19 protein-coding genes are annotated in these 24,057 nt (G+C 45.0%); 9 read left to right on the top strand and 10 right to left on the bottom strand.

The genetic code is table 11. The features are described from left to right. Positions 1–177: 177 nt before the first annotated feature. Positions 178–801: an HU family DNA-binding protein gene (locus AB5935_RS09815; RefSeq protein WP_038605998.1), complete on the bottom strand. Its 624-nt coding sequence runs from the start codon at positions 799–801 to the stop codon at positions 178–180. A 404-nt stretch (positions 802–1,205) separates the two neighbouring features. Here AB5935_RS09815 and AB5935_RS09810 point away from each other — a divergent pair, with 404 nt between their 5' ends. The 3 genes from AB5935_RS09810 to prmA all read left to right on the top strand — a co-directional run bounded on the left by AB5935_RS09810 (position 1,206) and on the right by prmA (position 4,697). Further along, the gene (locus tag AB5935_RS09810; RefSeq protein ID WP_038608933.1) at positions 1,206–3,293 is read left to right on the top strand and encodes a BT4734/BF3469 family protein; all 2,088 of its coding nucleotides are present in this window, start codon (positions 1,206–1,208) and stop codon (positions 3,291–3,293) included. A 287-nt stretch (positions 3,294–3,580) separates the two neighbouring features. Beyond that, complete coding sequence (locus AB5935_RS09805) at positions 3,581–3,841, top strand: thioredoxin family protein (protein ID WP_007837142.1); 261 nt, start codon at positions 3,581–3,583, stop codon at positions 3,839–3,841. Between the two features lie 10 nt (positions 3,842–3,851). Then, entirely contained in the window at positions 3,852–4,697 is an 846-nt protein-coding gene (gene prmA, locus AB5935_RS09800; protein ID WP_007842410.1) for a 50S ribosomal protein L11 methyltransferase, read from the top strand. A gap of 220 nt (positions 4,698–4,917) precedes the next feature. On the opposite strand, the gene AB5935_RS09795 is transcribed toward prmA, so the two are convergent. From AB5935_RS09795 to AB5935_RS09785, 3 genes are all read right to left on the bottom strand, one after another. Next, complete coding sequence (locus AB5935_RS09795) at positions 4,918–5,286, bottom strand: YccF domain-containing protein (protein ID WP_005846143.1); 369 nt, start codon at positions 5,284–5,286, stop codon at positions 4,918–4,920. A gap of 46 nt (positions 5,287–5,332) precedes the next feature. Further along, the gene (locus AB5935_RS09790; protein WP_007842408.1) at positions 5,333–6,199 is read right to left on the bottom strand and encodes a glycoside hydrolase family 25 protein; all 867 of its coding nucleotides are present in this window, start codon (positions 6,197–6,199) and stop codon (positions 5,333–5,335) included. 126 nt (positions 6,200–6,325) lie between these two features. After that, positions 6,326–7,969: a diphosphate--fructose-6-phosphate 1-phosphotransferase gene (locus tag AB5935_RS09785; RefSeq protein WP_008652858.1), complete on the bottom strand. Its 1,644-nt coding sequence runs from the start codon at positions 7,967–7,969 to the stop codon at positions 6,326–6,328. Positions 7,970–8,119: 150 nt separating this feature from the next. Here AB5935_RS09785 and AB5935_RS09780 point away from each other — a divergent pair, with 150 nt between their 5' ends. Both AB5935_RS09780 and AB5935_RS09775 read left to right on the top strand, forming a co-directional pair. Beyond that, complete coding sequence (locus AB5935_RS09780) at positions 8,120–8,368, top strand: hypothetical protein (RefSeq protein WP_005846136.1); 249 nt, start codon at positions 8,120–8,122, stop codon at positions 8,366–8,368. A gap of 10 nt (positions 8,369–8,378) precedes the next feature. Then, the gene (locus AB5935_RS09775; protein ID WP_007837128.1) at positions 8,379–8,936 is read left to right on the top strand and encodes a lysophospholipid acyltransferase family protein; all 558 of its coding nucleotides are present in this window, start codon (positions 8,379–8,381) and stop codon (positions 8,934–8,936) included. A gap of 85 nt (positions 8,937–9,021) precedes the next feature. Here the strand turns inward: AB5935_RS09775 and glaB are convergent, their stop codons facing one another. Next, positions 9,022–10,839 carry an alpha-1,3-galactosidase gene (glaB, locus tag AB5935_RS09770; protein ID WP_038608931.1) on the bottom strand — a complete coding sequence of 606 codons (1,818 nt, stop codon included), beginning with the start codon at positions 10,837–10,839 and terminating at the stop codon, positions 9,022–9,024. Between the two features lie 82 nt (positions 10,840–10,921). On the opposite strand from glaB, the gene AB5935_RS09765 reads away from it, so the two are divergent. From AB5935_RS09765 to AB5935_RS09750, 4 genes are all read left to right on the top strand, one after another. Beyond that, on the top strand, positions 10,922–13,792 hold the full coding sequence (locus AB5935_RS09765) for a xanthan lyase (protein ID WP_038608929.1): 2,871 nt from the start codon (positions 10,922–10,924) through the stop codon (positions 13,790–13,792). Positions 13,793–13,882: 90 nt separating this feature from the next. After that, on the top strand, positions 13,883–14,200 hold the full coding sequence (locus tag AB5935_RS09760) for a hypothetical protein (protein ID WP_007837119.1): 318 nt from the start codon (positions 13,883–13,885) through the stop codon (positions 14,198–14,200). 41 nt (positions 14,201–14,241) lie between these two features. After that, complete coding sequence (locus AB5935_RS09755) at positions 14,242–16,119, top strand: YgiQ family radical SAM protein (RefSeq protein WP_007845454.1); 1,878 nt, start codon at positions 14,242–14,244, stop codon at positions 16,117–16,119. Between the two features lie 266 nt (positions 16,120–16,385). Next, entirely contained in the window at positions 16,386–18,590 is a 2,205-nt protein-coding gene (locus AB5935_RS09750) for a sodium-translocating pyrophosphatase (protein WP_007845456.1), read from the top strand. 124 nt (positions 18,591–18,714) lie between these two features. Here AB5935_RS09750 and AB5935_RS09745 read toward each other — a convergent pair whose 3' ends face one another. The 5 genes from AB5935_RS09745 to AB5935_RS09725 form a co-directional block, all read right to left on the bottom strand. Next, the gene (locus tag AB5935_RS09745) at positions 18,715–19,131 is read right to left on the bottom strand and encodes an ACT domain-containing protein (protein WP_038608927.1); all 417 of its coding nucleotides are present in this window, start codon (positions 19,129–19,131) and stop codon (positions 18,715–18,717) included. Between the two features lie 13 nt (positions 19,132–19,144). Beyond that, a complete protein-coding gene (locus AB5935_RS09740; RefSeq protein WP_007837108.1) occupies positions 19,145–20,446 on the bottom strand; it encodes a phenylacetate--CoA ligase family protein in 1,302 nt (433 codons plus the stop codon). 94 nt (positions 20,447–20,540) lie between these two features. After that, the gene (locus AB5935_RS09735) at positions 20,541–21,845 is read right to left on the bottom strand and encodes an aminotransferase class I/II-fold pyridoxal phosphate-dependent enzyme (protein ID WP_038608925.1); all 1,305 of its coding nucleotides are present in this window, start codon (positions 21,843–21,845) and stop codon (positions 20,541–20,543) included. A gap of 4 nt (positions 21,846–21,849) precedes the next feature. Next, the gene (locus tag AB5935_RS09730) at positions 21,850–22,431 is read right to left on the bottom strand and encodes an indolepyruvate oxidoreductase subunit beta (protein WP_007837105.1); all 582 of its coding nucleotides are present in this window, start codon (positions 22,429–22,431) and stop codon (positions 21,850–21,852) included. Continuing rightward, positions 22,428–24,044, bottom strand: coding sequence for a thiamine pyrophosphate-dependent enzyme (locus AB5935_RS09725; RefSeq protein WP_007837104.1), 1,617 nt, complete (start codon positions 24,042–24,044; stop codon positions 22,428–22,430). The genes AB5935_RS09730 and AB5935_RS09725 overlap by 4 nt, the downstream gene beginning before the upstream one ends. Positions 24,045–24,057: the final 13 nt, after the last annotated feature.

Raw genomic sequence — 24,057 nt, 5'->3', positions numbered from 1 at the left:
AAATCTGGTGGTAAAACAACTTTTTATAATAAGTTGCACCCACTTATACCCTCATGCCCTCACTAAAAGCCATAACCTACTCATTATTAAACCACTACCCACAGTGAGGGCATGTTAAAAAGTGAGAGCATTGCCCTCATGCCCTCACTCCTAATTTCTTGCTTCTCTCACTTTAAATCATTCATTCACAACATAATACCCATTTATCGGCTTATAAACCGGTTGTTTGGGAAGTCCCACATTTTTCAGCTTTCCTTCCTCGCACAAGCGGCGTAAATGGCGGCTGGCCGTGCTTTGTGTCATACCGCAAAGAAGCTGGAAACTTTTCCGCTGCACAAAATCACAGGTTGTGAAGTACTCCGTCAGCAATGCGTCAATCTCCTCATCGGTCAGTTTACTGGAATGAAACGAGAACCGGGTACGCTGCACCTTTACCTTTCCCACCTCATCCATCAATAGTTGATCGGGACGGTAAACAATCCCCTTGAGCCTCACCTTCGTATTCTTACGTTTCGTCTTTTCCGTTACCGGCCCGGTACTCACCAGGTTGGGACGGAAGAAACCGATGCCGTCCAGATGCACCTGTTTGCCTTCCGCCAACTCCTCGCCCATGGCACGTGACAGCGCATCGAGCACGGCTACCACATCCGTTTCAGTCAACGTACAATGTTTCTGAATACGGGCACGGAGCTGGGCCGTGCTCACCTTTCCGTTCAGCCGGAGACGCGGGTGCAACGTATTCTCTTCCCCTTGTTGCTCAGGTGATTTGGGATTCTCGTACCAATCAAATAGTATTGCCATACTGTTCTTCTTTTATTAATGAACTTTCAATATCTGTTAATCACGGACGTGATTAAGTTTAACTACCTTTGTGGTTAACTTTAATCACCCTTGTGACTAGACTTAATCACAAGGGTGGCTAACTAATTATAAACATACAAAAATAAGAAAAGAAAAGGTAGAAAACAAATAAGGAACAGGGAAATACGCACTGAGACTAAGAATAAAAACACAGGAAAGAAAGGAAAAAGAAAAAACGGCATTTAATCCGGAAAGCACTTGCAGAATCCGGAAAGAAACCTTACCTTTACTAAAAATATGCACACATAGACACTCGCCAAACGCGGTCTTCTCCACACGACAGAACATCATCTTTTTCCATGGGAGGTACATAAAGCCAAAAAACATTTAAACGAAAGACAAATATGAAAATTACACTCATCAGGAAAGATGAAGAACAGGGGACAGAAGCCTTGTCACTATGCGATTCGGACGCATTCCTCGAGAAAATAAAGACAGAGAACAAAGCAGGACACATATCGGAACTGCGTGAAATACTGCCCCGGCTGACAGGATCGTCCGCCCACTACGCCCATATCGACAAACTGCCGCGTGTCTATCCTGCTGTAGAATATACCCGTAAGCAAAATGGCGAGAAACGCATGAAACATTACAACGGACTAGTGCAGCTGGAAGTGAACCGGCTGGCCGACCTGTATGAGGTGGAATATGTGAAACGCCAAGTAGCACAACTGCCACAGACCTTTGCCGCTTTCTGCGGTTCAAGCGGACGGAGCGTAAAGATATGGGTACGCTTCGCACGCCCCGACGGCACTCTGCCCACCATACAGGAGGCTCTCCTGTTTCATGCTCACGCCTATCGGCTGGCGGTGACCTGCTACCAGCCCATGCTTCCTTTCGGCATCACACTGAAGGAACCGGACCTGATGCAAAGCTGCCGCATGACCGTGGATGAACAACCTTACTATAACCCTTCGTCCGTCCCCTTCTGCATAGAGCAACCGCTTGCCCTGCCCGATGAAGAGTCTTTCCGCCAACGCAAACAAAACAGCGAAACCGCACTGGAACGAATGACGCCCGGATGTGAAAGTTTACAGACTTTGACACTGATGTACCAATCGGCACGAAAAAGAGCATTGGCCGAAATGGAAAACTGGAAACGTGATGACGGACTGGAGCCCTTGCTGCCCCATCTGGTAGAACAATGCTTCAAAGCAGGCATCCCCGAAGAAGAAGCCGTGCGGCGTACACTGATGCAGTATTTCCACGAAACGAACACGGAAGCCATCCGCATGGCTTTCGGCAACGGATATCGGGAGATGAAAGGCTTTGGCGAGAAAGGTGGCCTCAACAAAGAGCAGGAAGCCACCTTCCGGCTGGAGGAATTTTTGAAACGACGGTACGAATTCCGTTTCAACACCGTACTGGACGAGGTGGAATACCGCCAGCGGGACTCTGTTCATTTCTATTTCAAACCCTTGGAAAAACGTACCCGAAACAGCATCGCCCTTTACGCTTTGAAAGAGGGACTGCAAGTGTGGGACCGCGATATCGACCGCTTTCTCACTTCCGATTTCGTCCCTCTTTACAATCCTGTAGAAGAATACTTGTGTGACCTTCCCCGATGGGACGGTACTGACCGCATCCGCGCACTTGCCCGGCTCGTTCCCTGTGGCAATCCGCATTGGGAAGAACTCTTTTACCGTTGGTTTCTGGGCATGGTGGCGCATTGGAGGGGGATGGACCGCCAGCATGGCAACAGTACTTCGCCTTTGCTGGTGGGTTCACAAGGATTCCGGAAATCCACTTACTGCCGCATCCTGCTGCCGCCCGAACTGCGTTTCGGCTATGCCGACAGCCTGGACTTCAGCAGCAAACAGGAAGCGGAGCGTGCCTTGGGACGATTTTTCCTTATCAACCTGGATGAATTCGACCAGATTACGATGAACCAGCAAGGTTTTCTGAAACATCTGTTACAAAAACCGGTGGCCAACCTGCGAAAGCCCTATGGAACCAGCGTACGCGAATTACGCCGCTATGCCTCCTTCATCGGCACCAGCAATCAGAAGGATTTGCTCACCGACCCCACGGGAAGCCGTCGCTTTATCTGTATCGAGGTGACCGCTCCCATTGATACCCATGTCACCATAGACTACCGCCAGCTCTATGCACAAGCCATGACATTGCTTTATCAGCAGGAACGTTACTGGCTGAATGATGAAGATGAGGCTGTTTTGCGGCAAAGCAACAGAGAATTTGAGCAAATTTCGCCTTTGGAACATTTATTCCATTGTAATTTTTCTTCTGCTACCACTGATGAAGAGGGAGAATGGCTGACTGCCATGGAGATTTTCAATTATCTCCAAGAAAACACACGTGATAAGCTATCCGTCAATAAAATAAATTGGTTCGGACGTATTCTACATAAACTGAATGTACCCAAAAAAGCCAGTATCAGAGGTACTTTATACCACGTGGTCAAGTTGGAATAATTTATTTTTCAAGAAATGAGTATGAGGTCAATGCCCTCATACTCATTTATGTTACCATCATCAATAGCACACTCATTATAAGCGAATTATACCACTAATGAGAGTATGAGAGCATTATTGAGAGTAACTTCCTGTTGATATCCTACCGGAATGAAGAAAATAAATAGATGCTGAACGGGTATAAAGAGAGAAGCAATTAATACCGATTCTGCTCTTATTCTCATTTTTTCTCCCTATCTTTGCCACTACCCTTTTTAAGAGTATATAAACCTAAAATAAACAGCCACATGAAACCAGTGAAATTATTTTATCAGGAAAGATGCCCGTTCTGCAAAAAAGCACTGCGCTATATTGAAGAACTAAAAGAAGAACACCCTGAATTCCAACCTATAGAAATAGAAATGATAGAAGAAACCCAACATCCTGATATAGCCGACCAATACGACTATTATTACGTTCCCACGTTTTATGTGGACGGTGTGAAAGTACATGAAGCGGGTATTTTCAAAAATGAGATGGAGGCATTGCTCCGTAAAGTGATAGAATAAACGAAAGCGTATGAAATATTTAGAAGTAACCTTTACAACACATCCCTGTAATGAAACAGTGAATGATGTAGTATCTGCACTGGCCGGAGAAATAGGATTTGAAAGTTTTGTAGAATGTGAAGCAGGAGTACAGGCTTATATCCAGCAGACTTTGTTCGATGAGGAAGCATTAAAAGAAATGATTGCGAGCTTCCCCCTGCCCGACACTACTGTGACATATACCATTAAAGAAGCCGAAGACAAGAATTGGAACGAGGAATGGGAGAAGAACTTCTTTCAACCCATCGTCATCGGTGACCGTTGCTGCATTCACAGCACGTTCCATAAAGACACCCCGAAGACTGAGTATGAAATTCTGATTAACCCGCAAATGGCTTTCGGCACAGGGCACCATGAAACGACCAGCTCTATAATCAGCGAGCTGTTAGAAGCTGATCTGAAAGGAAAATCAGTCTTGGATATGGGATGCGGCACTTCTATTCTTGCCATCCTTGCCTCCATGCGCGGAGCCAATCCTGTGACAGCCATCGACATTGACGACTGGTGCGTCAATAATTCAAAAGACAACATTGCACTGAACCATATCCATAACATTACAGTGGAACTGGGGGATGCCAACTTGTTGAAAGGCCGCAAGCCGTTTGATGTAATTATTGCCAATATCAACCGGAATATTCTTCTGGCAGACCTGCCTCATTATGCCGCCTGTATGCATCCGGGTTCAGAAATATTTATGAGTGGATTTTATATGCAGGATATTCCTTTTATCCGCGAAAAAGCGGAAAGTCTGGGAATGGAGTTCGTACACCATCGGGAAAAGAACAACTGGGCAGCTGTGAAGTTCATCATGAAATAATACCATTTTTAAGTATGAAAAGGACTTGATAAAGACAGGATTACCACCAATCACGCAGGATTTGCATTGATTTATTCGAGGACAAAAGAACGGATTTTCTCTCTTTTGTCCTTTTGTTCTTCTTACCTGAAAATTAGAAACGGTATCAAGCGGTGACAAACGCACATAAGACACTGCATTTTATCCAAAGTGACAACACGATCATATCGGTATACAATATTTATACAATCTCCTTTCCGAAAGGAGTAAGTGCCAAGCCCGCCAGCTTGAAATGTTGCAGTCCGAATGGAATACCGATAACAGTGATGCAAAGCAACACCCCGAATGCCAAATGAGAGAGGCTGATCCAGATTCCACCTACAAGTATCCAGATGATATTCATCAACACACTAAGACATCCGCCATCACCGGGACAACTGCGTATTTCCCGCCCAAAAGGGCAAAGAGCCAGCATAGACAACTTCAAAGTTTGGAAACCGAAAGGAATGCCGACGATAGTGATCATCAGCAACAGGCTGGAAACAATATATTCCACGCAGATCAGAAATCCGCCGCAAATCAGCCAAATAATATTGAGCAGTAAGTTCATAAAGCAAATATAGAGAAAGTTTTCGAAACCGCAGGCACAGTATCCTTTATTTCTTTATAGTCATTAGTTGCAATTCCTCCAACGAACCGTTGAAAATATTCAAGTCCACCTTCTCACGAATGCCCGGCAACGTACCCACATCCGTATGCTGCCAGAATTTCCATTCTCCCCTGTATTCCACCGAGTCTACATAATAATGGGCTATCCAGTAAGGATAAGAATTGAAGACCGAATCATTCAGATAACGAGTTTTAAACTTATAAGAAGTATAAAGAATAGGCTTCACTTTGTAGTGCTGTTCTATTTTGTCAAGCCACAGTTTAAGGTCACGACGGAGCTGATTTTCGTCCTTGCCTCTCTTCTCGATATCGAGTACGGGAGGAAGGTCACCTGAATCCAGCTTTACGGAATTAATAAAGAAATCGGCCTGACGGATGGGATCTGTTTTCGGATTGTAAAAATGATAAGCCCCACGGATAAACCCATGTGTTTTCGCCGAATCAAAATTGGTGATAAAAGCCTTGTCCCCATAATCTCCTCCTTCCGAAGCTTTCATAAAGACAAAATGAATAGGAAATTTCCCCTGTCGGGTCTGAGTCAGCATTTTCCAGTCTATGTTTCCTTGATAATGGGAAACATCAATGCCATGCACCTGAAAACCCGAAGGCATACATACACCGTATGCTTTAAAGCCATAGCAAGGCTTCCAGCGATAAGAGTAAGGACGGATAAAGAAATAAAAGAAAGCGGCAAGGAATAAAAAAGCAATAAGCCCCGCAATGACATACCGAAGCCATGACGGCATCTGTCTTTGTGGTTTCTTTTTCGCCTTCCGCTGTGTAGCCCGACGGACAGGTTTCGCGGCTGCCTTCTTTTTAACGGGAGCAGGACGTGTGCTTTTCGCTCTTACCATTTTATCCTATTTAGCTGTTTTTACCTTTACCTATTCCCACATACTATGTAATAAAACCCATCGGGAGAATGGTTTTACAATCAGCCCCGATGGGTTTCCTTTATGCTTTATAGAAATAAGAAAGAATTATTTTCCTTGTTCCAACTGCAATGTCTTGGTTGCCTGGTCACAAACTTCTGTAGGACCGAAGTACTGGATAGGACCCGGATATACATAGTCTGTTTCAATAGCCCAACGTTCACGCTGTGCGGCAAACGCCTTGAAAGGAGCACCATCCAATTTTACCAACGCTTTCTGGATAACCGGTTTCATTTCACCGTGACGACGTTCCATGTTCATCATCATTGTGATAGGCACACCACCTGCAATCCATTCTTCGGCAGGAGCAGTAGTGTTACGTACAGAAGACATATAGCCGGTCTTACCGTTGGCAATCAACATAGAAGCGGTGTAACCCAACGAGTAGCAATAGTCAGCATCGAAGTTTGACGGAGCAGCGCAACGTCCTTCGTAACCGAAGAAGTGATGCTGAGCGGCAAATTTACCTACATACTTGCCTTCTTCCTTCCACTGAGCCAATTTAACGGCTACCATATCAGACAACAGCTTTTCTGTTTCAATCAATGATACCTGTACGTTTCCGTGCGGGTCACGGTCCAAAGTAAGCTGACGTGCAACGCCTTCGGGCAGAGAAGCATAGATTTCCGAGTTTTCCTTAGAAAGCTTGGAGATGATATATTCACGTTGGTGAGATTTCTTGATCAATGCGAACTCTGATGCGTTAGCAGCCAGGAAGTCATTCAATTCAGCGATCAATCTCTTCATTGCGGGAATGAATTCAATCAAACCTTCAGGTATCAACACTGTACCGAAGTTATTACCTTGTGCAGCGCGGTTAGCCACTACCTGAGCAATGTAAGTAACCACATCATCCAATGACATGTTCTTCTCTTCCACTTCTTCTGAAACGATACATACGTTAGGTTGAACCTGCAAAGCACATTCCAAAGCGATATGAGAAGCCGAACGTCCCATCAGCTTGATAAAGTGCCAGTATTTGCGGGCAGAGTTACAGTCACGCTGAATGTTTCCGATTACTTCAGAGTAAGTTTTACAAGCCGTATCAAAACCGAAAGAAGTTTCAATCATCTCGTTCTTCAAGTCACCGTCGATAGTCTTCGGACAACCGATTACCTGAACACCGCAGTTCTTCGCAGCATAGTATTCTGCCAATACACAAGCGTTCGTGTTTGAGTCGTCACCACCGATGATTACCAATGCCTTGATGCCTAATTCCTTGATGATTTCCAGACCTTTATCAAATTGTTCTTCCTTTTCCAGTTTGGTACGTCCCGAACCGATGATATCGAAACCACCGGTATTACGGTATTCGTCGATAATATCAGAAGTCAGTTCCATATAATTATGGTCTACCAAACCACCGGGGCCCAGAATGAAACCATACAGTTTGCTGTCTTTGTTCAATGCTTTGATACCATCGAACAAACCGGAAATAACATTGTGTCCGCCGGGAGCCTGTCCACCAGACAAAATGACACCTACATTGATAGCAGGCATATTGACAGCTTCGCCTTCAACGAACTGAATCAACGGCATACCGTAAGTGTTAGGGAACAAGGCTTTGATGGCTTCCTGGTCAGCAACAGACTGTGTAGGTTCGCCTTCCTTTACTTTTACAGCGCCTTTCAACGCTTTAGGAAGTTTGGGCTGATAAGCAGCTCTGGCAATTTGTAATGCACTTTTAGTCATATTCTATTATTCTATTTAAAGGTGTATAATTTCATTTAGTATTCTCGTGCAAATTTCGTTCTTTTTTCGCAAATATGAAAACGTATACAAATAAAAATGCTACCTTTACCGCGAATTTAGAATTATGTATTAACTTAAAACATTACATTTATGGCAAGTAGAAGAAATTTAAAGAAGAAAATAACCAATATAGCAAGTGATTTGTTTTTAGTCAGTTTGATGGAAGGTGTTAACCGTGAAGTGGTTTGCAACTCTGTACACAATGTGATCAAACTGATTATACGCATCAGCCACACCGAGCCGGGTAACGTAAAAGGATTCTACAAGAAATTGAACGAAGATCTGAACAAAGAAATCAAAGTGGTTGCAGACGAACTGGCTAAAGCTACAAAAGCATAAGATTTAAGGAATGAAAAAAGCTATTTGTAGTTTTATCTACTACAAACTATTGGGATGGAAGACCAAGGTGTCTGCTCCCGATTATGATAAATATATTATCTGTGCCGCCCCACATACCACCAATTGGGACTTATTCATAGGCAAACTGTTTATGGGAGCTATAGGCCGCGAAACTGGTTTTATGATGAAAAAGGACTGGTTCTTCTGGCCTCTAGGTCCTATTTTCCGCTGGATGGGAGGGATTCCCGTAGACCGTAGCCGCAAGACTTCATTGGTGGACCAGATGATCAAGATTGCCAAATCGAGTCAAAAATTCCATCTGGCTATCACTCCGGAAGGGACACGCAAAGCCAATCCCAACTGGAAAAAAGGATTCTATTATATTGCACAAGGGGCCGGTCTGCCTATTATTCTGGTAGCCATCGATTACGCAAAAAAGTGCATTACAGCCGAAAAGGTGATACATCCCAGCGGTGATTTGGACAAGGATATGCGTGAGATCAAGTTGTATTACAAGAATTTCAAAGGCAAATATCCTGAAAATTTCAGCATCGGGAAAGTAGAATAATCCCCGTCTGTTATAATTCTTTTTAAATAAGGGAACACTGATTATACGGATTAAAACAAAATCCGCATAATCAGTGTCATTGTATCTATTCTCTTACCACGCTCTCATCCCCATCCTCAAAATTATTCTTCTCTATCTTCACATTCCGGGTGTGAAGCAAGCGGAAACGAGTCGTATTATGATGGAAAGCCGGATAATCTGTATTCTGGCGGATCACATTGTTTTTAAAGACCAATCCGTCAATGGATTTTGCAAAAAGAACGGGGCGGTCAAAGGTTTCAAAATAGTTGTCTTCAATCACCACTCCTTTTTCTCCTTTTCCACCATGGAAATATTTCTTCTGATGCTCCAAATCGGGAATCTCAGGATAAATAGAGATAACAGCTTCCGTAAATTGGAACATATTAGTCAATGCATTGATAAAACGATTGTTACGAATCAGCACGTTCCGGCAAGCTCCCGTTTCAAACCAACCATTGCAATCACCACAAAGCAAAATAGCCGTCCCCGAAGTATGGTCAAACAGGTTACGCTCTACTACCGTTTTCAAAGGAGTGCTGAATAAAGTACCCCGTGCGCGATTATTACGAATGACATTATCCGCAAAATAAACTTCCGGACACCAAGACAGGTTTTCAATACCAAAGCCTTCTTTATCCGTAATCTCCGCATCCAAAGGTTCCGTAAAAATAATGCGGTATTCTTTCGCACCTTTCACCGTATCTTTATTGTTAGGCAGGATTTCTTTCACCCGGTTTTTTCCACCGGCCAGTTCCATGGTGACGGAACGTACAAATTGCACCTCATCTCCGTTCACTCCCCACTCGAACCCGTATGCTTGCGGATGCATGTATTGAGCAATCACTGTATGGTCATCAAGGCGTTGCTTGATTTTCAAATAAGTGCCGTGTACATTAATCGCATCATCCATCATTCCTTCATACAGCCCGTTGCGGGAATCAATCTTGCCTCTGCAACTGGAGAAATGAGTAGCATCCGCCTGCGTGGTAAAATAACGAGGATCCTTATCGCCACGAAGACAAACGCTGAATTCATCCAACGTGATATTTTCACATAACTGAGCCAATAATCCCATACCTTCTGCATAATGCACTTTCACATTCTGCAAACAAGTATTTTTGTCACCGGACAAGAATATACCCGGAGCAGGACGATAATAAGTACGAAGTGCAACCACTGTCCCCGGTATCAACCGGGCGTCTTTCCACTGAGGAGCATGGTAGACACGTGGAGAAACTTCTTTCACCCCTTCCATAGGACACCATAAGTCACTAGTGCGGTATACCAGACGCTTTGTCTTTTCTTCAAAAGCAATCCCTCCCTGGGGAGCACTGGACCAGCCTTCGCCGTATGATTCAAAGAAGCCTTTCTCATTGATGCGGCATTTCACCCATGCGGCAGGTTCAAAAGTAATTCCTTCCTCTCCACTTTTCAACACCTTGACCTGAGTAATGTGGGGAGTTTCAAAATCTATGCTGAAATTACGTAAAGTACAATCCTCTGAACGAAGCAGAGAAAGTGGAAGCATACGGCCATGAAAGATAAAATCGGCACCTTGTCCGTCCACGGTCAGCCCCTTCCAATCCTCCAGAGGAAAACCTACCGTTTTCGGATTATCCTGGTCATGGTTGGAAATATAATACTCACGGACAGCCGCCCCTTCAGGGTGGAAATCGTAACGTCCGGATTCAAAAAGCAGGGTGACCTTATCGCCGGAAGCGACTTGAGTCTTGATGTCTTGTAACGCCTTCTGCAATTTAGCTGAAAGATTCTCGTGTGTGTCCGGTACCAGACCATAATTTCGCATTTCGACTACTTTACTTCCGGCAAAAGTGGAAACAGCGAGCCATACGAAGCAGAAATTAAAGATAATTCGTTTCATTTAGGTTCATTATAGGTTAGTTAGAATGACAAAACTAACAAAAATTCCTAACTTCGCAACCATAAATAAAGAAGAAAACAACATGAAAAAGATATTTTTGTCCTTCCTGCTGGTGATGGTAGGAATATCGCACACTTTGGCACAAGGGTTAGACGCTAATGTGGAACAACGTCTAAAAGATTTCTTCACCCAATATGAAACATCTTACGCCAACATAGGCAAGTGCAAATTAGACCGTTATGAAGTCAATCATAACCAAAAGAAACTGGACGTATATGCCAGTTCCAGCTTCGGCTACCAACCGTTCACACCCGAAAACACGGAAGCCATCTACCGGTTACTCAAACAAAGCTTACCCGGCCCTGTAAATTATTACGATATAACCATTTATGCCGATGGAAAATCCATCGAAGACCTGGTTCCCAACTATCTGAGAAAGAAACAGGACAAAAGCCGCTTATGGCAACGGACAGATTATAAAGGTAATCCATGGGTAAAAAATAATTCCCGCCCCTTTACTGCCAGCAAAGGATTGGAAGGCAGACACATCGCCCTTTGGCAAAGCCACGGAAAATATTATAAGAATGACAAAGGATGTTGGGAATGGCAACGTCCACGCTTGTTCTGTACCACAGAGGATTTGTTCACCCAATCATTCGTCATACCTTATATTATACCCATGCTGGAAAATGCAGGAGCCATAGTGTATACTCCCCGTGAACGTGACTGGCAGCGCAATGAAGTGATTGTGGATAATGACATTCATCCCCAAGGTTGCATCTATCAGGAGATAAAAAGCCGGAAAGGTAAATGGAAAACAGCCCCCACCCCGGCATTCGCTCAAAAACGGTTGATTTACAGGGACGGACAAAATCCTTTTGAAGAAGGTACAGCCCGCTTTGCCTCCACCGAGAAAAAACCGGAAAAAGCCTTTGCACAATGGATTCCCCGTATTCCCGAAACAGGAAAATATGCCGTCTATGTGACTTATCAGACTTTACCCGGAAGTGTGAGTAACGCCAAATATCTGGTTTTCCATAAAGGGGGTGTCACTGAATTTCTAGTCAATCAACAAATAGGGGGAGGCACCTGGGTTTATCTGGGCACTTTCGAGTTTGATAAAGGGACCAACGATTACGGCATGGTGGTATTAAGTAATGAGAGTAGACAAAAAGGAGTGGTATGCGCCGATGCTGTCCGTTTTGGCGGAGGAATGGGAAACATATCGCGCGGTGGAAAAACCAGCGGCCTGCCCCGCTACCTGGAAGGGGCACGCTACGCCGCACAATGGTCGGGCTTTCCCTATCCGGTTTACAGTCCCAGTGAAGGTAAGAATGACTATACCGACGATATAAACGCCCGCAGCCGGATAATCAATTATCTCAGCGGAAATTCTGTGTACAATCCAAAGGAGAAGGGATTGGGCGTTCCTTTTGAAATGACCTTGGGAGTGCACAGCGATGCAGGTTTTTCCAAAGAAGATGATTTAGTAGGCACGCTGGGTATTTATACCACCGATTATAATAACGGTGAACTGAATGCCGGCATCTCCCGTTATGCTTCCCGTGATTTGGCAGATATGGTCTTGACCGGCCTGCAACGGGATATCTCCGCCCAATTCGGTATCCGGTGGCAACGTCGCAGCCTGTGGAACCGCAATTACAGCGAAACTCGTCTGCCTGCCGTTCCCTCGATGATTCTGGAACTCCTCTCCCATCAGAACTTTGCCGATTTGAAACTAGGACACGATCCGCGTTTCAAGTTTACCGTAGGGCGTTCTGTTTACAAATCTGTACTAAAATATCTGAGTACCATGCATGGAACGGATTATGTAGTCCAACCTTTACCGGTAAGTAATTTTGCCATTCATCCCGGAAGCAGAAAAAACACCTTCCGACTAACTTGGCAAGCGGTAGACGATCCGTTGGAACCGACTGCCAAAGCACAACAATACATCGTCTACACCCGCCTGGGACATGGTGGATTTGATAATGGAACGTTAGTACGCGGTACTGAATATATCTTCGAAGCCGAACCGGGACTGGTATATAGTTTTAAAGTTACCGCAGTCAACAAGGGGGGAGAAAGTTTTCCTTCCGAAATCCTGTCAGCCTATCAGGCAAAGAAAAGCAAAGGAACAATCTTGATAGTCAATGGATTCGACCGTCTGAGCGGACCTGCTACCGTAGAATCTCCTTTCTTGCAAGGCTTTGATTTGAATACGGATCCGGGGATACCTTATATAAATACGCCCGCCTTCTGCGGAACGCAACAAAGCTTCGACCGTAGCCGCATAGGGCGGGAAACCAAAGACGGGCTGGGGTATAGCGGCAGCGAGCTGGAAGGAAGGTTGATAGCCGGAAATACTTTCGACTATCCGTTCATTCATGGTAAAGCTATCCAGGCAACCGGAGGGTACTCTTTTGTGTCGTGTAGTGATGAAGCCGTTGAAAATGGTTTTGTCCGGCTGGCAGATTACCCCATTGCAGACCTGATATTCGGAGCCGACAGACGTCCCTTCTCCAACACCCTACAGCAGCTGATCACCTCCTACTGCCAAAAAGGCGGCAACCTGATACTCAGCGGTTCATATATAGGAAGTAACATGAACAGTCCCACAGCACTGAACTTCACCGAAAACATATTAAAATATAGTTTCGGAGGCAGTATGCTCAACTCCACTTCGGGAGAAATATACGGAGCCGGCACCCGTTTCAATATCCCCCGCACCATCAATGAACAAACCTATGCCGTACCCGCTCCCGACTGTCTGACTCCGGTGGCTCCGGCTTACTCTACTTTCGTTTACAATCCGGGAAATTACAGTGCTGGCATTGCCTACAAAGGTACTTATCGTACCTTCGTTCTAGGCTTCCCTTTTGAAAGCATTCAAGGAGTGAAGGAAAGAGCACGGGTAATGAGTGCTATTCTGGGCTTCTTCGGCAGCAAGTGATATTTTTAAACGAAAATAAAAGAACAAATAAGAGGTTATTTCATAAAAACGCCTAACTTTGTCCGTATAAACCATTAAAATTAAACGACTATGTACACTATACAGACTAACGCCTCTGGCACACGTAGCATGGAAATCTCAGAAGAGAACCTGCAAACTATTGAGAAATATGCTTTATTTCAACATCTAATAGATAGTAACGGTATCGTGGACGAGTCGGTACTGGACAAACTGAAGCTGAATATCCGCTCACTGATAACCAGTGAGGAAGGAAATAATAAAGAACTGCTTGACCTTTGCATTGATGTAATTTATCATAATAACATGAAAGCTTTCGGACTTCATCAACTTATTCTGCTTTATATCCAATGGGAGAAGGAGAAAAATAAGGATGAAGAAGAGATATAACTAACTTATCTCTGTAGCAAAATAAAAAACAATACGTATCATTGAAAGAATACAAACTTACAGACTGGTTGCCGACAACCAAGAAAGAAGTGGAAATGCGTGGGTGGAAAGAACTGGACGTTATCTTGTTCAGCGGTGACGCCTATGTAGATCATCCTTCATTCGGTCCGGCAGTGATTGGAAGATTATTAGAGGCACAAGGCTTAAAAGTAGCTATTGTGCCTCAACCTAACTGGCGTGACGACCTGCGCGACTTTAAGAAGCTGGGACGTCCACGCCTCTTTTTCGGTGTGTCCGCCGGATGCATGGACAGCATGGTAAACAAATACACTGCCAACAAGCGTTTGCGCAGCGAGGATGCTTATACTCCCGACGGCCGCCACGACATGCGTCCCGAATACCCCAGCATCGTTTATACACAGATTTTAAAAAAGATCTATCCCGATGTACCTGTCATTTTGGGAGGTATAGAGGCATCTTTGCGTCGTGTCAGTCATTACGACTATTGGCAAGACTGTCTGCGTAAATCAATCCTGATAGATTCAGGAGCCGATTTATTGATCTATGGAATGGGCGAGAAGCCGATTACGGAACTTTGCAAGAGAATGAAGACATTGGCGGACGCCATCGGACAGCCCCATGAATCTGCTCCTGCAGAAAGTCTTCCGGTTCCACATGATATTTTGCAAACAGCCTACATAACCCGTAAGGGCGAACCCATGCGTCCGTCTGATGACACTCAGGAAAAGCCCGATATCGTGCTCCATTCTCATGAAACATGCCTGAAAGATAAAAAGAAACAAGCCGAAAACTTCCGCTTCATTGAAGAGGAAAGCAATAAATACGAAGCCTCCCGCATCTTGCAAGATGTAGGTAACAAAACGGTAGTAGTCAATCCGCCTTATCCTCCAATGACACAAGGAGAGCTGGATCGTTCTTTTGATTTGCCGTATACGCGTATGCCTCATCCCAAGTATAAAGGAAAACGTATCCCGGCGTTTGATATGATTAAATTCTCAGTTAATCTGCACCGTGGTTGTTTTGGAGGATGTGCCTTCTGTACCATTTCCGCCCATCAGGGAAAATTCATTGTAAGCCGAAGCAAGGAAAGTATCTTGAAAGAGGTGAAAGCCATAACAGAAATGCCAGACTTCAAAGGCTATCTGAGCGACTTGGGAGGGCCTAGCGCCAACATGTACGCTATGCGCGGTAAAGAAGAAAAAATATGCCGCCGCTGCAAACGCCCGTCATGTATCCATCCCAAAGTATGTCCCAATTTGAACACGGATCACCGTCCTTTATTGGATATTTACCATTCGGTAGACGCACTTCCCGGTATCAAGAAAAGCTTTATCGGAAGCGGTGTACGCTATGACCTGTTACAATATCAGAGTAAGGATCCGGCAGTAAACCGCAGTACAGCTGAATATACCCGCGAACTGATAGCCAATCATGTCAGCGGGCGTTTGAAAGTGGCTCCGGAACACACCAGCGACCCAGTGCTGCAAATCATGAGGAAACCTTCGTTTTCGCAATTTTATGACTTCAAAAAGACTTTCGACAAAATAAATAAGGAATTGAATATGCGACAGCAGATTATACCTTATTTTATAAGCAGCCATCCAGGATGTACGGAAGAAGATATGGCAGAACTGGCAGTGATCACCAAGAAATTGGATTTCCATCTGGAACAGGTGCAGGATTTCACCCCTACCCCAATGACTGTAGCTACTGAAGCCTGGTACACAGGTTATCATCCATATACGTTACAACCGGTTTTCTCTGCCAAATCACAAAAAGAGAAACTGGCTCAACGGATGTTCTTTTTTTGGTATAAACCCGAAGAACGGCGTGCCATCATCAACGAATTGCGCAAAATAGGACGCGCTGATTTGATAGACAAGCTGTATGGCAAATAAAAGGGTAATGTATCAAATTCACCACAGATCATGTGCAATCTGTGGTGAAACCGTTTTTTAAAGTCTTATTTATCTTTCATCGTGTTTTGATGAAACACAGAAACAGGTCTATGTGTTCCAAGGTACAGATATTGATATTTATTTTCCCCTAAACTTAATTAGAAAAGTACCGCAAATATTAATTGATAAAAATATTGCCTATCCTATTGAATATCATTTATTTTTTCTATCTTTGGGCAAAACCAACTTTTAAATCAATACTGCGTATGGAAACGTATCTCTTCTGGATTGTGCCCATTGCCTCCCTCTTGGCATTGGCACTCGCATGGTATTTCTACAAACAAATGATGCTTGAAAGCGAAGGAACTCCGACAATGGAAAAAATCGCTTCTTATGTGCGCCAGGGCGCCATGTCCTATCTGAAACAACAATACAAAGTGGTAGGGCTGGTATTTCTGGGATTAGTTATTCTGTTTTCTATCATGGCATACGGCTTCAACTTACAAAATCCGTGGGTGCCCATTGCTTTTCTTACCGGCGGTTTCTTCTCGGGACTTTCCGGTTTTTTGGGAATGAAAACGGCTACCTATGCTTCAGCACGTACCGCCAATGCAGCCCAGCACTCTCTGAACAAAGGACTGCGCGTGGCTTTCCGTAGCGGAGCTGTTATGGGATTGGTTGTTGTTGGGTTGGGACTGCTCGATATTTCCTTCTGGTATATATTATTGGATTATTGTATTCCGCCAGATACCTTGAATCCTTCCGCCAAATTATGTGTCATCACCACTACCATGCTTACTTTTGGGATGGGAGCCAGCACGCAAGCACTTTTCGCCCGTGTAGGAGGTGGAATCTATACCAAGGCAGCCGATGTGGGTGCTGACCTGGTAGGTAAAGTGGAAGCCGGAATTCCGGAAGATGATCCCCGTAATCCTGCTACCATTGCCGATAATGTGGGTGACAATGTAGGTGACGTAGCCGGAATGGGCGCCGACCTCTACGAGTCTTATTGCGGTTCTATCCTGGCTACCGCCGCTTTGGGCGCAGCTGCCTTCATTGGTTCGGATGATACTGTAATGCAGTTTAAAGCGGTCATTGCGCCTATGCTGATTGCAGCTGTAGGTATTTTACTCTCCATCATCGGTATTTTCGCTGTCCGTACCAAAGAAGATGCAGGAATGAAAGAGCTACTCGGTTCATTAGCTACAGGAACCAACTTAAGTTCTGTGCTGATTGTTGTTGCCACTTTCCTTATCCTTTGGGCCTTGGGACTGGAAAACTGGGTAAACATCTCTTTTGCTGTGGTAGTGGGATTAATAGTAGGGATCGTTATCGGTCGCTCTACCGAATACTATACTTCTCAATCTTATAAACCTACACAACGATTGGCCGAAAGTGGAAAGACAGGTCCGGCTACCGTTATCATTTCCGGTATCGGACTAGGTATGGTTTCCACCACTATCCCGGTACTGGCAGTAGTAGTAGGCATCATCTTATCCTATTGGCTTGCTTCCGGGTTTGATTTCGCCAATATTTCCATGGGGCTTTACGGTATTGGTATTGCTGCCGTAGGTATGCTCTCAACATTGGGAATTACCTTGGCTACCGATGCTTACGGACCAATTGCAGACAATGCCGGCGGTAATGCCGAAATGAGCGGATTAGGTAAAGAAGTACGCAGGCGCACTGACGCACTCGACTCGTTGGGTAACACAACTGCTGCCACCGGCAAAGGCTTTGCTATCGGCTCTGCTGCTCTGACCGGATTGGCTCTGTTAGCATCCTATGTAGAAGAAATCCGTATCGGATTAACCCGGTTGGGGCAGACCATTCTGGAATTACCAAACGGCATTACCGTAGATGTTCATAACGCCAGTTTCACTGACTACATGCTTTATTACGATGTAACCCTGATGAACCCTAAAGTGCTAAGCGGCATGTTTTTGGGCAGTATGATGGCATTCCTGTTCTGCGGTCTGACCATGAATGCAGTGGGGCGTGCAGCAGCCCACATGGTAGAGGAAGTACGCCGCCAGTTCCGTGAAATAAAAGGAATTCTGACTGGAGAAGCCGAACCCGACTATGCCCGTTGTGTACAAATCTCCACCAAAGGAGCACAACGTGAAATGGTATTCCCGTCTCTTTTGGCTATCATCGCTCCGGTTGCTACAGGATTAGTGTTTGGAGTTCCCGGAGTCATCGGTCTGCTGATTGGTGGGTTGTCCTCCGGTTTCGTGCTTGCCATTTTCATGGCCAATGCAGGAGGCGCATGGGATAACGCCAAGAAATATGTAGAAGAAGGCAATTTCGGCGGTAAAGGAAGTGAAGTTCACAAAGCAACGGTTACCGGTGACACGGTAGGTGACCCGTTTAAAGATACATCCGGTCCCAGTTTGAACATTTTGATTAAACTGATGAGTATGGTTGCCATTGTAATGGCCGGACTGACAGTTGCTTGGAGTTTGTTCTAATAGAAAAGCAGAAAGCCGCTTCAGAGGAGGCGGCTTTCTAACTTTAAAAAAGATTCTGATAAACTATTTTTTAATACTTATCCGGATTTCCATTACTACAAAATGAATGAATATGTCAAAGAAATCACAAACTATTTTTAGTCAAAACATTACAATTGAGTTTGTTCAAGATTTCCATGCATCGATCCACATTAGACGGACGGATAACCACATGTGCCGTATCTCCCTGAGCAAAAGCATACATATATTCAATAAAGATATTCTCTGCTGCCAGATAGTCCAAAACTTTAGCCAAAGAACCAGCCACATTCGGGCAACTGATACATACCACATCGGTCAGCATCACGGCAAAATTCTCGGCACGAAGTACTTCCACCGCTTTTTCCACATCCGATACAATCAAACGAAGAATACCAAAATCAGTAGATTCCGCCATGCTGAACGCATGCATATTGATATCATACTTTGCCAATGTCTTGGTTACGTCATTTATCCTTCCGGTCTTGTTTTCCAGAAAAACAGATAATTGCTTAATTGTCATATTGCGTACTTTTTCATTTTAAAATTCGGTTGTCTATCACACGTTTACTCTTGCCTTCACTACGGGCAATACTGTTAGGCTCCATCAGCTTCACTTCAGCACTGATAGAAAGAACGCTCTTCAATTTGTCACTCAGCGCCTTCTTCATTGCCAGCATACGTCCCATATCGTCCGAGAAGAAGTCTTTGCGGACTTCCACTTGTACCTGCAAAGAGTCAAGATTATTCTTCCTATCCACCACCAGCATATACTGAGGTTCAAACTGCGGCATATCCAGAATAACACTTTCCACCTGAGACGGGAATACATTGATGCCACGGATAATAAGCATATCGTCACTACGGCCTACAATACCCGACATACGAATATTGGTTCTTCCACACGGACATTCACCCTCCATCAGGGAAGTCAAGTCCTTCGTACGATAGCGCAATAACGGCATACCTTCCTTGGTCAGAGTAGTAAACACCAATTCTCCCACTTCTCCATTCGGAAGACGTTCCAGCGTTTCAGGGTTAATGATTTCAGGATAAAAATGATCCTCATTGATATGCGAACCATGTTGTTCCTGGCATTCATAGGAAACACCAGGGCCCATAATTTCACTCAATCCATAAATATTGTAGCCTTTCAAGCCCAGCCGCTCTTCTATTTCCTTACGCATACTCTCCGTCCATGGCTCGGCTCCAAAGGCTCCTATACGGAGGCCGATATCTTTCTTGGTAAGCCCCATACGTTCCACCACTTCTGCTAAATAAAGAGCATAAGAAGGAGTACAAGCAATACCGGTTATACCCAAGTCACGAATCAGACGAACATGCTTTTCCGTATTTCCGGTAGAAGCCGGGATAACAGTCGCCCCCAGATTCTCCACACCATAATGTGCACCCAGCCCACCAGTGAATAATCCATAACCATAACTGACAGAAAAAGTATCATTACGAGTAACCCCATAAGCCGAAAGACAACGCGACATTACTTCGGACCATACGGACAAGTCACGACGTGTATATCCCACAATGGTAGGATTCCCGGTTGTGCCCGAAGAAGCGTGTACACGTACAATTTCCGAAGCAGGAGCAGCCTGAAGTCCATAAGGATAATTATCACGTAAATCCTGTTTGGTAGTAAAAGGAAGTTTTACAATGTCTTCAATAGTTTGAATATCATCCGGAGATAAATCCATCTCCTGCATCTTGTTACGATAAAAAGGGACATTATGATAAACCAGGTTCACCAACTTGTTCAGGCGTTTTCCCTGCAGAGCGCTCATTTCGTCCCGGCTCATGCACTCTTTATTTTTGTTCCAAATCATAATAAATAATTTTTCAATGTGCTAATTAGCCAATGTACTGGTGCACAAACACACCATATGACAATCGGCACATTATCCTATTAGCACATTATTTTCAATGATCTTCATGAAAAGCTCTCATGCGTTCTTCCATCACCGGATAAAGTTCCTCACGCATTCTGGAAGTACAGGCGCGGACACCTTCCTGCTCGCTACCGGTAGTAGAAAGCGAGATGCTGCTTACTCCATAATACAATAACTCCCGGAGCAATTCACCCCCTGTCATATTTCCGTAACCAATGGTAAAGAAGAAACCATCTCCCACCACCTGGGTAGCATCATAGTCATATACGATGTGGAAACCATTGTCGGTAAATATTTTCTTCATGCGTTCCGCACGACGGGCATATTCGCGGGTATCTTCCACAAAATTGATTTTACCTTCAGTAGACAGACGGAGCATCTCAGCGTATGCATACTGAGTGGAAGCCGTACATCCCGAAGTAATCATATAAAGGATGGAAGCAATCAGTGTAGGACCGAATACCCCTGCATCTTTATACCGTTCTGCTAATGCAGGGAACTGGCGGTCGAACAGTTTGTCGCTGATACATGTCAATGCCATACGCTGTCCGGCATAACTGAATATCTTGGAAGAAGAAAGCATCAGGATATAATTATCCGTATATCTTGCCACAGTAGGCGGATAGGGCGGTTCGAAAGGATGTCCCATATCCCGACGGAAATCCATGCAGAAATAAGCGAGGTCTTCCATGACAATCACATCGTATTGGGTTGCCAGTTCACCGATTATCTGCAACTCCTCCTCTTCCAGACAAATCCATGCCGGATTATTCGGATTAGAATAGATAATCGCTGCTATATCGCCTTTACTCAGGAAACTTTCCAATTTCTCACGCAAGGCCTGTCCACGATAATGATAGATATCAAATTCTTCCCACTCCACACCGATAATGCGAAGCTGGGATTTCTGAATAGGAAATCCGGGATCAATGAACAATACCTTGTCTTTCCCCGGAATACGCTGCGTACAGGCTATGAATGAGCCGAATGAACCGGCCACCGACCCGGTGGTAGGCACACAAGCGCGCGGAGAGATTTCCAGATTCAAGAAAGCTTTTACAAAACGGGAAGCCTCCTTTTTCAACTCGGGCACTCCTGCGGCAGCCGGATATTGCGATCCGACTCCCCTGTCCAAAGCGACTTTCTCCGCTTCAATCCCGATCTGATTGGCAGCAAGGCCGGGAGATCCCTGATCCATACGGATAAAAGGAATCCCCGTTTCCTTTTCCAGATACTGAGCTACCAGCAGCACATCACCGATAGTAGCCTGTGCAAGATTGGCGATGTGCAGTTCCTTCACCGCCTTCTCCACTAATTCTTCACTAAATATCTTCATGGCATTACCAGTTCTTTACCGCATTCAAGCCTATATCAAAAGCCTTCTGATTCATTTCAACAATCTTCTCACCTTTTGTGGCAAACACACGCCCTATGCTTTCACGCAACTGTTCCGGTGATACGATCTCAATATACTTCGCAGCCATGCCCAGCAGAATCACATTCGCGCATTTAGGCATACTGTTTTCTTTTGCCATATCCTCTATTTCCAACTTCACCACATGCGGAAGACTTTCCAAAGTTCTCATCAGATCCACTTCTTCAGGATAGTCGGGAATGTTCTTGAAAGGATTAGCAGAAGTAATCACCCAACCTTCTTCCTGCAAGTAAGGCAGATAACGCAACGCCTCCATCGGTTCCATGGAAATAATCAGATCCGCCTCACCCTGAGCGATCAGATCCGAATAAATCGTTTCGTCGGATAGACGCAGATTGGACTGTACATCTCCTCCGCGCTGGCTCATACCGTGTACCTCAGCCTGCTTCAAATTGATGCCTTCTGCCGTAGCAGCTTCTCCTATAATAGTAGCGATAGTCAGGATACCCTGTCCTCCTACGCCCGAAAGTATGATATCTTTTCTCATGCCTTATCTGCTTTTTTCTGTCTTAGTTTACGATTCAATGTCTGGATACATTCTCTGCGCGGAATAATGACAGACACCCCTTTATATTCTATTTCCTCACGAATAGTACGGGTGATTTCTTCCATATTCTTTGGTAATGGAACCACCACACGCACATGTTCGGGTTCTACCCCTAATCCCAGGCAGATCGCCTCGAATTTGTTCGTACCGGCAGAGTCCTGTCCACCGGTCATGGCAGTAGTCAGGTTATCCGAAATCACCACAGTGATATTGGCATGGTCATTGACCGCATCCAGCAGACCGGTCATACCGGAATGAGTGAATGTAGAGTCACCGATAACCGCAATGGCCGGAAATACTCCCGCATCGGAAGCACCTTTGGCCATGGTTATGGAAGCACCCATATCCACACAACTGTCAATAGCACGGAACGGGGGCAACGCACCTAATGTATAGCAACCGATATCACCGAAAATGCGTGCATCCGGATATTCCGCAGCCACCTTGTTCAATGCATCATACACATCCCGATGACCACATCCCTGACACAATGCAGGCGGACGCGGCATCACCACCTGAGGTTTACCAAACGGACGTTTGATTCCCCATCCGATTGCCTCGCCCACATTATCCGGAGTCAGTTCACCGGTACGTGGCAAAGTTTCGGTCAGGCGTCCCTTTATCTCATAGTCTGAGGAAAGAATCGCTTTTACCTGCTCTTCCACAAACGGCTGGCCATCTTCCACTACCAAAACATATCCGCAACGGTCTGCCATCGTCCTGATTTCGTCAGCCGGCAACGGATACTGCGAAACTTTCAATACCGGAATATGGCAACCATCCGTATCTGCCTCTTTCACATAATTATAACCGATACCGCAAGCTATCACTCCGAACTCATAATCATATTCGGGATTCAACCCTTCCAGATAATTATAAGGAGATTTGGAGGAAGCTTCTTCCAGTTTTTCCTGCTTTTTCACTAAATCCAGATATTGTTTACGCGCATTACCCGGCAGCAATACCCAGTGGGCACGTTCATGATCAGGATTCAACTGATTTTCCTCACGGATATCGGCTACTTCCACACCGGCACGCGAATGTGCCAGACGGGTAACCACACGCATCAGCACCGGCAACTTCAGTTTTTCCGATAGTGTATATGCGTAATCCATCATATCGTATGCTTCTTGTTGGGAAGACGGTTCCAGCATGGGAATCATAGCAAATTTTCCATAAAAGCGTGAATCCTGTTCGTTCTGTGACGAATGCATGGAAGGATCATCGGCAGCCAGCACCACCAGCCCACCGTTCACGCCGGTTATGGCAGAATTGACAAACGCATCGGCAGCCACATTCATACCTACATGTTTCATACATACCAAAGCACGTTTTCCTGCGTATGACATACCCAATGCAGCCTCCATGGCCGTTTTTTCATTGGTACACCAAGTGCTGTGCAATTTTCTTTCCTTTGCTAAAGGATTATTCTGGATAAACTCCGTGATTTCAGTGGACGGTGTACCCGGATAGGCATATACACCCGATATGCCGGCATGTATCGCTCCGAGGGCAATTGCCTCATCGCCCAACAATAATTTCTTTTCAGCCATCATCTATTATTTT

Origin of the sequence: Phocaeicola sp. RTP21198st1_B8_RTP21198_201120, from assembly GCF_040929485.1 — a bacterium.
Lineage (GTDB): Bacteria > Bacteroidota > Bacteroidia > Bacteroidales > Bacteroidaceae > Phocaeicola > Phocaeicola dorei.
The sequence above is the reverse complement of the archived record's forward strand: the minus strand, read 5'-3'. Positions and strand labels throughout refer to the sequence as shown.

Excerpts from the sequence above, each read along its gene's own strand:
- AB5935_RS09760 (WP_007837119.1), top strand. The coding sequence starts at position 13,883 with ATGTACACTATACAGACTAACGCCTCTGGCACACGTAGCATGGAAATC.
- AB5935_RS09780 (WP_005846136.1), top strand. The coding sequence starts at position 8,120 with ATGGCAAGTAGAAGAAATTTAAAGAAGAAAATAACCAATATAGCAAGT.
- AB5935_RS09785 (WP_008652858.1), bottom strand. The coding sequence starts at position 7,969 with ATGACTAAAAGTGCATTACAAATTGCCAGAGCTGCTTATCAGCCCAAA.
- AB5935_RS09815 (WP_038605998.1), bottom strand. The coding sequence starts at position 801 with ATGGCAATACTATTTGATTGGTACGAGAATCCCAAATCACCTGAGCAA.
- AB5935_RS09725 (WP_007837104.1), bottom strand. The coding sequence starts at position 24,044 with ATGGCTGAAAAGAAATTATTGTTGGGCGATGAGGCAATTGCCCTCGGA.
- AB5935_RS09805 (WP_007837142.1), top strand. The coding sequence starts at position 3,581 with ATGAAACCAGTGAAATTATTTTATCAGGAAAGATGCCCGTTCTGCAAA.
- AB5935_RS09775 (WP_007837128.1), top strand. The coding sequence starts at position 8,379 with ATGAAAAAAGCTATTTGTAGTTTTATCTACTACAAACTATTGGGATGG.
- AB5935_RS09790 (WP_007842408.1), bottom strand. The coding sequence starts at position 6,199 with ATGGTAAGAGCGAAAAGCACACGTCCTGCTCCCGTTAAAAAGAAGGCA.
- AB5935_RS09795 (WP_005846143.1), bottom strand. The coding sequence starts at position 5,286 with ATGAACTTACTGCTCAATATTATTTGGCTGATTTGCGGCGGATTTCTG.
- AB5935_RS09765 (WP_038608929.1), top strand. The coding sequence starts at position 10,922 with ATGAAAAAGATATTTTTGTCCTTCCTGCTGGTGATGGTAGGAATATCG.
- AB5935_RS09740 (WP_007837108.1), bottom strand. The coding sequence starts at position 20,446 with ATGATTTGGAACAAAAATAAAGAGTGCATGAGCCGGGACGAAATGAGC.
- AB5935_RS09735 (WP_038608925.1), bottom strand. The coding sequence starts at position 21,845 with ATGAAGATATTTAGTGAAGAATTAGTGGAGAAGGCGGTGAAGGAACTG.
- AB5935_RS09745 (WP_038608927.1), bottom strand. The coding sequence starts at position 19,131 with ATGACAATTAAGCAATTATCTGTTTTTCTGGAAAACAAGACCGGAAGG.
- AB5935_RS09810 (WP_038608933.1), top strand. The coding sequence starts at position 1,206 with ATGAAAATTACACTCATCAGGAAAGATGAAGAACAGGGGACAGAAGCC.
- AB5935_RS09730 (WP_007837105.1), bottom strand. The coding sequence starts at position 22,431 with ATGAGAAAAGATATCATACTTTCGGGCGTAGGAGGACAGGGTATCCTG.
- AB5935_RS09750 (WP_007845456.1), top strand. The coding sequence starts at position 16,386 with ATGGAAACGTATCTCTTCTGGATTGTGCCCATTGCCTCCCTCTTGGCA.
- glaB (WP_038608931.1), bottom strand. The coding sequence starts at position 10,839 with ATGAAACGAATTATCTTTAATTTCTGCTTCGTATGGCTCGCTGTTTCC.
- prmA (WP_007842410.1), top strand. The coding sequence starts at position 3,852 with ATGAAATATTTAGAAGTAACCTTTACAACACATCCCTGTAATGAAACA.